This is a genomic window from Rhizobacter sp. P2_H2, assembly GCF_056403375.1.
This window is the reverse complement of sequence record NZ_JBFUFP010000245.1, coordinates 1-6,305: the sequence shown is the minus strand read 5'-3', so window position 1 is coordinate 6,305 and position 6,305 is coordinate 1. Positions and strand designations below refer to the sequence as shown.

Genomic DNA, 6,305 nt, shown 5'->3' with positions numbered 1-6,305 from the left:
CCCCTGCGCTGACTGGTTTCATGGCCCGTCGCCCAAACTCCCGCCACTCACTTCGTTCGTTGTGGTCAAACAGTGGGCGACAGTCAGTTCACGAAGCGTGCTGCGCACGCGGGCCATGAAACCAGCCAGCTCCGGCGACCCGTCTTTATTGGCGCTCCACAGACTCCCCGCACGCGCCTTGTGCCACCGCCCTGCCTTTGGGTAGGTGACAAGCGAACAAGTGGGGGTTGATGCCCGGGCTGTCGCCCGAGCTGCGCGCATCGAGCTACTGGTTCGGCAAAGGCGCGGGTGGGGGATGTGGGGAGCGCCAATCAGGACGGGGCGCCGGAGCTGTGCAGTTTGAAGGCCCGCGCGCGCCAGCGCGCTTCGTGCACTGACTGTCGCCCACTGTTTGACCACAACGAACGAAGTGAGTGGAGGGAGTTTGGGCGACGGGCCTTCAAACTGCACAGCGCAGGGGAGTCGACGCGCCCCGCGCGGCGACCGCACCGGCCGGCGAGCCCCACATCCCCCACCCGCGCCTTTGTTCGCGCCGATGCCGTCAGTCCGGCGGTCACCGACTCGCTACCAAGGCGTCACGGGCGGCACCTCGCACGGCCCCGGCATGTCGATGGTCTTGAAGTCCGACGGCCCGACGATCTCGATGTACTCCATGTCGGGCGAGTAGTCGAACAGGTAGTGCACGATGCCAGGGCGCTGGTGCACGCAGTCGCCGGCCGAGACCAGCGTCTCCTGGTCCTCGTACATGAACTTCGCCCACCCCTTGGTCATGATGACGATGTGGAACTCCGCCTCATGACGGTGCCAGCCGGTGCCCTTTTCGGGTGCCATGTTGGCCTTGACCAGCTGCGCCAGCACCCGGCCCCGGGTGGCTTCCTCGACGCCGAGGTCGCGGTACAGGAAGAAATCCCGCAGCCCGTCGCTGCGCCAGGCGGTGTCGCCCGGCTTCACGTGTGAGAACTTCGTGGTGGCGCTGTCCAGCATCGCGAACCTCCAGCGTTCAAACGGTGCCCGGCGGCATGCATGAAGCGTTCCACGCCGGGAGTTAAAGTCTCGCGCGACGACAGGGGAACACCATGACGAAATCAGCGATCGGGCTGCTGGTGCTGGGCTGCATGGCCGGCTGCGCCAACTACGAACCGCCCAAGGCCTGGGAAAAAGGCCATCTCGCGAAGCCCGAGATGACGATGGGCGGCGATGCGCTGGAGCAGCGCTTCGAGCAGCACATCTACACCAGCAAGGAAAACGCGTCCGGTGGCTACGGCGTCGGTGGTGGAGGCTGCGGATGCAACTGACCGCCCCCTTCGGCACCCTGGTGCTCGCCGCGTTGGCCTTGCCCGGCGTCTGGCATTCGTCAGCGCGGGCCGAGAACGCCCCCGAGCAAGGCCTCATCGGCCTACGCTTCCTGAACTACCAGGACTCGCAACCCGGCTGGAAACGCATCACGGTGAACTCGCCATCGTTCCTGCTCGTCGCGCCGCTCGGCCGCGACTGGGGCCTCGAGGCGACGGCCACCGTCGACCACGTGTCGGGCGCGACGCCGCGCTACCACAGCAGCGTGTCCGGCGCGTCGACGATGGACGACGAGCGCAAGGCCGGCGACCTGAAGGTGACGCGCTATTTCCAGCGCTCGTCGCTGTCGCTGGGCGGCGCCTACTCGACCGAGCACGACTACCTGTCGCGCGCGTTCTCGGTGGCCGGCACGCTGTCGAGCGACGACAACAACACCACCTGGAATGCCGGCTTCGGCCATGCCGGCGACAAGATCGACCCGACCGCGGGCGGCGAGACCGGCAACATCCGCGACGAGCGCAAGCGCACCAACGACTTCATCGTCGGCGTCACGCAGGCCGTCACCGGCGACGACCTGGTGCAGGCCAACCTGACGCACAGCCGCAGCACCGGCTACCTGAACGATCCGTACAAGGCGCTCGATGCGCGCCCCAGCGAGCGCCGCCAGACCGCGCTGCTGCTGCGCTGGAACCACCACTTCGCCGGCGACGGCTCCACGTTGCGCACCAGCTACCGCGCCTACAACGACAGCTGGCAGGTGAAGGCGAGCACGCTGCAGCTCGAATGGTTCAAGCCGGTCGGCGGCGGCGTGAGTCTCGCGCCGCTGCTGCGCTACTACACGCAGAGCGCCGCGTCGTTCTACACCGATCCGGTGTACGACACGACGCTCGGCGCGCCGTTCCCGGTTGGCTGGGATGCCACCGCGTACAACTCGCCGGACCAGCGCCTGTCGGCCTTCGGCGCGTTCACGCTGGGGCTGAAGCTGCAATGGGCAGTCGATGCGCTGTGGACCTTCGACCTGAAAGGCGAGGCCTACCAGCAGCGCGGCGAGTGGCGCGCCGGCGGCGAGGGCTCGCAGGGCCTGGAGCCGTTCAAGGCGCGCATGCTGCAGGTCGGCATCAGCCGCAAGTTCTAGCGTGACGACCGTGTCCCACCCGATGTCGGCGCGCGCCGAGGCGCAGCCCGACGACCTCGGCTTCGGCTTCAGCGCGATGGCCTGCGAATGCGAGATCCGCATCGCCGCCCTCGGCCGCAAGAAGGCCGAGCCGCTCGCGCGCGAGGCGATCGCCGAGGTGCGACGCATCGAATCGAAGTTCTCGCGCTATCGCGAGGCGAGCGTGGTGTCGCGCATCAACGCGGCGGCGGGCAGCGGCCGGCCGGTCGAGGTCGACACGGAGACGGCCGACCTGCTCGACTTCGCCGCGCAGCTGCATGCGAGCAGCGGCGGGCTGTTCGACATCACCTCGGGCATGCTGCGCCAGGCCTGGGATTTCAAGGCGCAGCGCAAGCCCGCCGACGGGCAACTCGAGCAGCTGCTGCCGCGTGTCGGCTGGAACAGGTTGCGTTGGCTGCGGCGCGGTGCAGGGCAGGCCGGCCGCATCGAGCTGCCGATGGCCGGCATGGAGCTCGATTTCGGCGGCTTCGGCAAGGAGTACGCGGCCGATCGCGCCGCGACGCTGCTGCAGTCGCGCGGCGTGCGCCACGGCATGGTCAACCTGGGCGGCGACATCCGCCTGATCGGCCCGCGGCCCGATGGCCGGCCCTGGGTGCTCGGCGTGCAGCACCCGCGGCACGAGCGCGCGCTGATCGCCCGCATCGACCTCGGCGACGGCGCGCTCGCGACCAGCGGCGACTACGAACGCTTCTTCGAGCACGAGGGCGTGCGCTACTGCCACATCCTCGATCCGCGCAGCGGCATGCCGGTGTCGCACTGGCAGTCGGTCAGCGTGGTGGCGCCGGCCTGCCTGGCGGCCGGCGCGCTGACGACGATCGCGATGCTGCTGCAGGCGGACGCGCTGGCGTTCCTGCAGTCGCAGAACGTCGGCTACCTGGCGGTCGATGCGCAGGGGGGCATCCATCGCCATGAGCTGTGGCAGCGCGGCGAGAGCGAGGCAGCCTCGGCATGAGCGGGCTCCCTCGACGAGCCATGCTTGCGGCGGCAGGTGCCATCGCGGCGACAGCCACGCTGCCCGCGTCGGCCGCGAGCCGCTGCTTCGGCACGGTGGCCAAGGGCCGCCTCGAAGACGGCGTCGCGCTGCCGGCAGCCGGCGCCAACTTCTCTGCCTACAGCCGGCTCGGCGTGACGGCCGGCCGCACGCATGTGCATTCGACGGTGCGCGACATCGTGGTCGACGCGTATGTGCAACTCGCGGCCGTGCTGCCCGGCACGGTGTTCGTCTACGGCGAGACCGGCTGGGCCGGCGGCRGACGGATCCGCCCGCACCGCAGCCACCAGAACGGGCTGTCGGTCGACTTCTTCGTGCCGGTGCGCAACGCGGCCGGCGTGTCGGTGCCGCTGCCCACCGGTGTGACGAACAAGCTCGGCTACTCGATCCGCGCGGCGAGTGGTTGCGCGAGCACGTCGAGTTCATGAAGGGCCGCGCCTGGGTGCGGCACGACGAGCACTACCACGTCGATTTCCGGGTCGCCTGCGCGCCGCTGGCCTGACGCGCCTCAGGGCTGGGGCGACAGGTGCAGGTGGCGCAGCTGCCAGCCTGACGCCGCGCAGGTCCACACCATCGTGAACGCGAGACGGCCGGGCGAGGGCGCGGCATCTGCCGTGCCGATGCCACCCAGCCGCGTGCCGGTGACGAGCGCGGTGTCGCCGAAGCGCTGCAGCGTGAGGTCGGCGGCGCGCAGGTCGATCTGCCGGCCCGACTTGAACAAGCCCTCGAAGGCCTTGGCGTCGAGGTGCAGCAGGGCCTTCGATTCCGGCACGGTTTCGGTGAAGCCTTCGGCGGGCAGGTAGCGCGCGACGGCGGCGAGGTCCTTCGCGCTGATCTTCGCGAAGAAGTCGGCGGTGGCGTCGATCGGGTCGACGACGACGGCATCTGCCGCGGCGGCCGGGAGCGGGGCGTTGAACAGCGTCATCGCGAGCAGGATCCCGGGGAGGCGTTGGCAGGGCTTCATGCGGTGCGTGTCCCGGCGACCTCGAAACCCACGGCGCGCAGCGCGGCTTCGGCCGCCTGCTGGTCCTGCAGCGCGTTGCCGCCCGAGATGCCGATGCCGCCGACCACCCGGCCGTCGTGGACGATCGCGCAGCCGCCGCCGACCGCCACCAGCCGTGGCCGGTGTGCGAGCGGTGCGACGACCGGATCCTGGACGATGCCGTTCCACACATGGGTGCCGAGGCCGAACGAGGCGGCGGTCCAGGCCTTGTCGATCGCAACGTCGACGGTCAGGAACGCGGCGCCATCGCTGCGGTCCAGCGCCTTCAGGTGGCCGCCGGCATCGGTGATCGCGACCGTGGCGTCGATGCCGATGTCGCGGCAGGCGGCGCGCGCGGCGTCGAGCAGGCGTGCGGCGGCGTCGCGAGCGATCGACGCGGACGCGACGGTGAGGGGAATCTGCGAGTGGGGCATGGATCTTCCAGTGAGTCGTTGAGGCAGCGAGGCCCGAACTCTAGAATCGCAATCCTTGATTGATAAGACTGCGCTGGAAGTATCAATTTCAAATGAAGGTTGACAATATCGCGGACTTCGAGGTGCTGGTGCAGACCGCGCGCGGCGGCTCGCTGACGGCGGCCGCGGCGGCACTCGGCATCACGCCTGCGGCCGCCAGCGCGATGCTGAAGCGGCTGGAGACGCAGCTCGGCACGCGGCTGTTCGAGCGCTCGACGCGCGCGATGCGGCTGACCGCGCAGGGGCAGACGCTGCTCGGCTATGCGACGCGGGCGTTCGAGCTGCTGGCCGAGGGCGAATCGCAGGTCACCGAGGAGCGCGGCGCGCTGGTCGGCAGCCTGCGTGTCGCGGCGCCGTCGGACCTGACGCGCACCACCCTGCTGCCGTGGTTCAGCGAGTTCATGGCCGTGCACCCGGGCCTGCAATTGGTGCTCAGCGTCGGCGACCGGCCGAAGGATGTCGTGCGCGACGATGTGGATGTCGCGTTGCGCTACGGCACGCCGGCCGACTCCGGCCTCGTCGCGCGGCTGCTGGTGCCGTCGCGGCCGGTGCTGTGCGCGTCGCCCGACTACCTGCGCCGCCATCCCGCGCCGCAGGTGCCGCAGGACCTGCTGCAGCACAACTGCCTGACCTTCGACCGCGGCGGGCGCAACTTCCGCAGCTGGCGCTTCGGGCGGGAGGGCCAGTGGGTCGACGTGCGGGTGCGCGGCGACCGCACGGTCGACGATGCGTCGCTGGCCCGCGAATGGGCGCTGGCCGGCGCAGGCGTGCTGCTGAAATCGCAGATCGACGTCCGCAACGACCTGCTGAGCGGCGCGCTGCTGCCCTTGCTGCCCGACTGGGAGACCGAGCCCTATCCGCTGCATGCGCTGCTGCCGAGCGGGCGCTTCGTGCCGGGGCGGGTGAGGGCGCTGGTGGACTTCCTCGCGAAGAAGTTCGATTCGCTCGCGTGATGGCGTGCTTCAGGCCGCTGTCGCCCGGATCGTCAACCGAGGTGCGCCGGCCCGCATGCGGCCGATCACGGCGGCCTGGCCGAAGCCCGCGGCGTGGAAACTCGCGAGCACCTTGTCGACCGCCTCCGGCGCGCAGCTCACGAGCAGGCCGCCACTGGTCTGCGGATCGGTGAGCAGCGCCTGCTGCCACGGCTGCAGCCCGGGCGCGAGCGTCACATCGGCCCCGTAGCCCGCCCAGTTGCGAGCCGACGCGCCGGTCGCGATGCCGCTGCGCGCATGTGCGGCGGCCGATTCGATCAACGGCACCTCAGCGAAATCGAGCTCTGCCGCCAGGCCCGAGCCGCGGCACACCTCCAGCAGGTGGCCGGCCAGCCCGAAGCCGGTCACATCGGTCATCGCGTGCACGCCGTCGAGCGCGCCCAGTTCGCTGCCGACGCGG

The 6,305-nt window shown here is 70.2% G+C and carries 9 protein-coding genes; 5 read left to right on the top strand and 4 right to left on the bottom strand.

Annotation, left to right across the window (positions count from 1 at the left end):
• Positions 1 to 564 precede the first annotated feature (564 nt).
• The gene (locus AC1D15_RS14630) at positions 565 to 984 is read right to left on the bottom strand and encodes a cupin domain-containing protein (protein WP_047513380.1); all 420 of its coding nucleotides are present in this window, start codon (positions 982 to 984) and stop codon (positions 565 to 567) included.
• 92 nt (positions 985 to 1,076) lie between these two features.
• Here AC1D15_RS14630 and AC1D15_RS14625 point away from each other — a divergent pair, with 92 nt between their 5' ends.
• Genes AC1D15_RS14625 through AC1D15_RS14610 form a run of 4 tightly spaced genes read left to right on the top strand, consistent with a single transcriptional unit; the run spans position 1,077 to position 3,886 of the window.
• On the top strand, positions 1,077 to 1,295 hold the full coding sequence (locus tag AC1D15_RS14625) for a DUF4266 domain-containing protein (protein ID WP_465111648.1): 219 nt from the start codon (positions 1,077 to 1,079) through the stop codon (positions 1,293 to 1,295).
• Positions 1,286 to 2,428: a DUF3570 domain-containing protein gene (locus tag AC1D15_RS14620; protein ID WP_477826553.1), complete on the top strand. Its 1,143-nt coding sequence runs from the start codon at positions 1,286 to 1,288 to the stop codon at positions 2,426 to 2,428. Before AC1D15_RS14625 ends, AC1D15_RS14620 begins: the two co-directional genes overlap by 10 nt.
• A 1-nt stretch (position 2,429) precedes the next feature.
• Entirely contained in the window at positions 2,430 to 3,419 is a 990-nt protein-coding gene (locus tag AC1D15_RS14615; protein WP_477826552.1) for an FAD:protein FMN transferase, read from the top strand.
• Between the two features lie 20 nt (positions 3,420 to 3,439).
• Positions 3,440 to 3,886 carry a penicillin-insensitive murein endopeptidase gene (locus AC1D15_RS14610; protein ID WP_477826551.1) on the top strand — a complete coding sequence of 149 codons (447 nt, stop codon included), beginning with the start codon at positions 3,440 to 3,442 and terminating at the stop codon, positions 3,884 to 3,886.
• A gap of 80 nt (positions 3,887 to 3,966) precedes the next feature.
• Here AC1D15_RS14610 and AC1D15_RS14605 read toward each other — a convergent pair whose 3' ends face one another.
• Together AC1D15_RS14605 and AC1D15_RS14600 are read right to left on the bottom strand one after the other, a co-directional pair.
• A complete protein-coding gene (locus AC1D15_RS14605; protein ID WP_477826550.1) occupies positions 3,967 to 4,422 on the bottom strand; it encodes a YybH family protein in 456 nt (151 codons plus the stop codon).
• Entirely contained in the window at positions 4,419 to 4,874 is a 456-nt protein-coding gene (locus tag AC1D15_RS14600) for a GlcG/HbpS family heme-binding protein (protein ID WP_047513368.1), read from the bottom strand. The genes AC1D15_RS14605 and AC1D15_RS14600 overlap by 4 nt, the downstream gene beginning before the upstream one ends.
• 92 nt (positions 4,875 to 4,966) lie before the next feature.
• On the opposite strand from AC1D15_RS14600, the gene AC1D15_RS14595 reads away from it, so the two are divergent.
• Positions 4,967 to 5,866 carry a LysR family transcriptional regulator gene (locus tag AC1D15_RS14595; protein WP_477826549.1) on the top strand — a complete coding sequence of 300 codons (900 nt, stop codon included), beginning with the start codon at positions 4,967 to 4,969 and terminating at the stop codon, positions 5,864 to 5,866.
• A 9-nt stretch (positions 5,867 to 5,875) separates the two neighbouring features.
• Here AC1D15_RS14595 and AC1D15_RS14590 read toward each other — a convergent pair.
• Positions 5,876 to 6,305, bottom strand: a 430-nt coding sequence (locus AC1D15_RS14590; protein WP_477826548.1) for an AIR synthase-related protein, incomplete at its 5' end; no start/stop codon positions are given.

Bases quoted from the DNA above. Each gene is read 5' to 3' on its own strand.
- AC1D15_RS14630 (WP_047513380.1), bottom strand. From the start codon at position 984: ATGCTGGACAGCGCCACCACGAAGTTCTCACACGTGAAGCCGGGCGAC.
- AC1D15_RS14625 (WP_465111648.1), top strand. From the start codon at position 1,077: ATGACGAAATCAGCGATCGGGCTGCTGGTGCTGGGCTGCATGGCCGGC.
- AC1D15_RS14620 (WP_477826553.1), top strand. From the start codon at position 1,286: ATGCAACTGACCGCCCCCTTCGGCACCCTGGTGCTCGCCGCGTTGGCC.
- AC1D15_RS14605 (WP_477826550.1), bottom strand. From the start codon at position 4,422: ATGAAGCCCTGCCAACGCCTCCCCGGGATCCTGCTCGCGATGACGCTG.
- AC1D15_RS14600 (WP_047513368.1), bottom strand. From the start codon at position 4,874: ATGCCCCACTCGCAGATTCCCCTCACCGTCGCGTCCGCGTCGATCGCT.
- AC1D15_RS14595 (WP_477826549.1), top strand. From the start codon at position 4,967: ATGAAGGTTGACAATATCGCGGACTTCGAGGTGCTGGTGCAGACCGCG.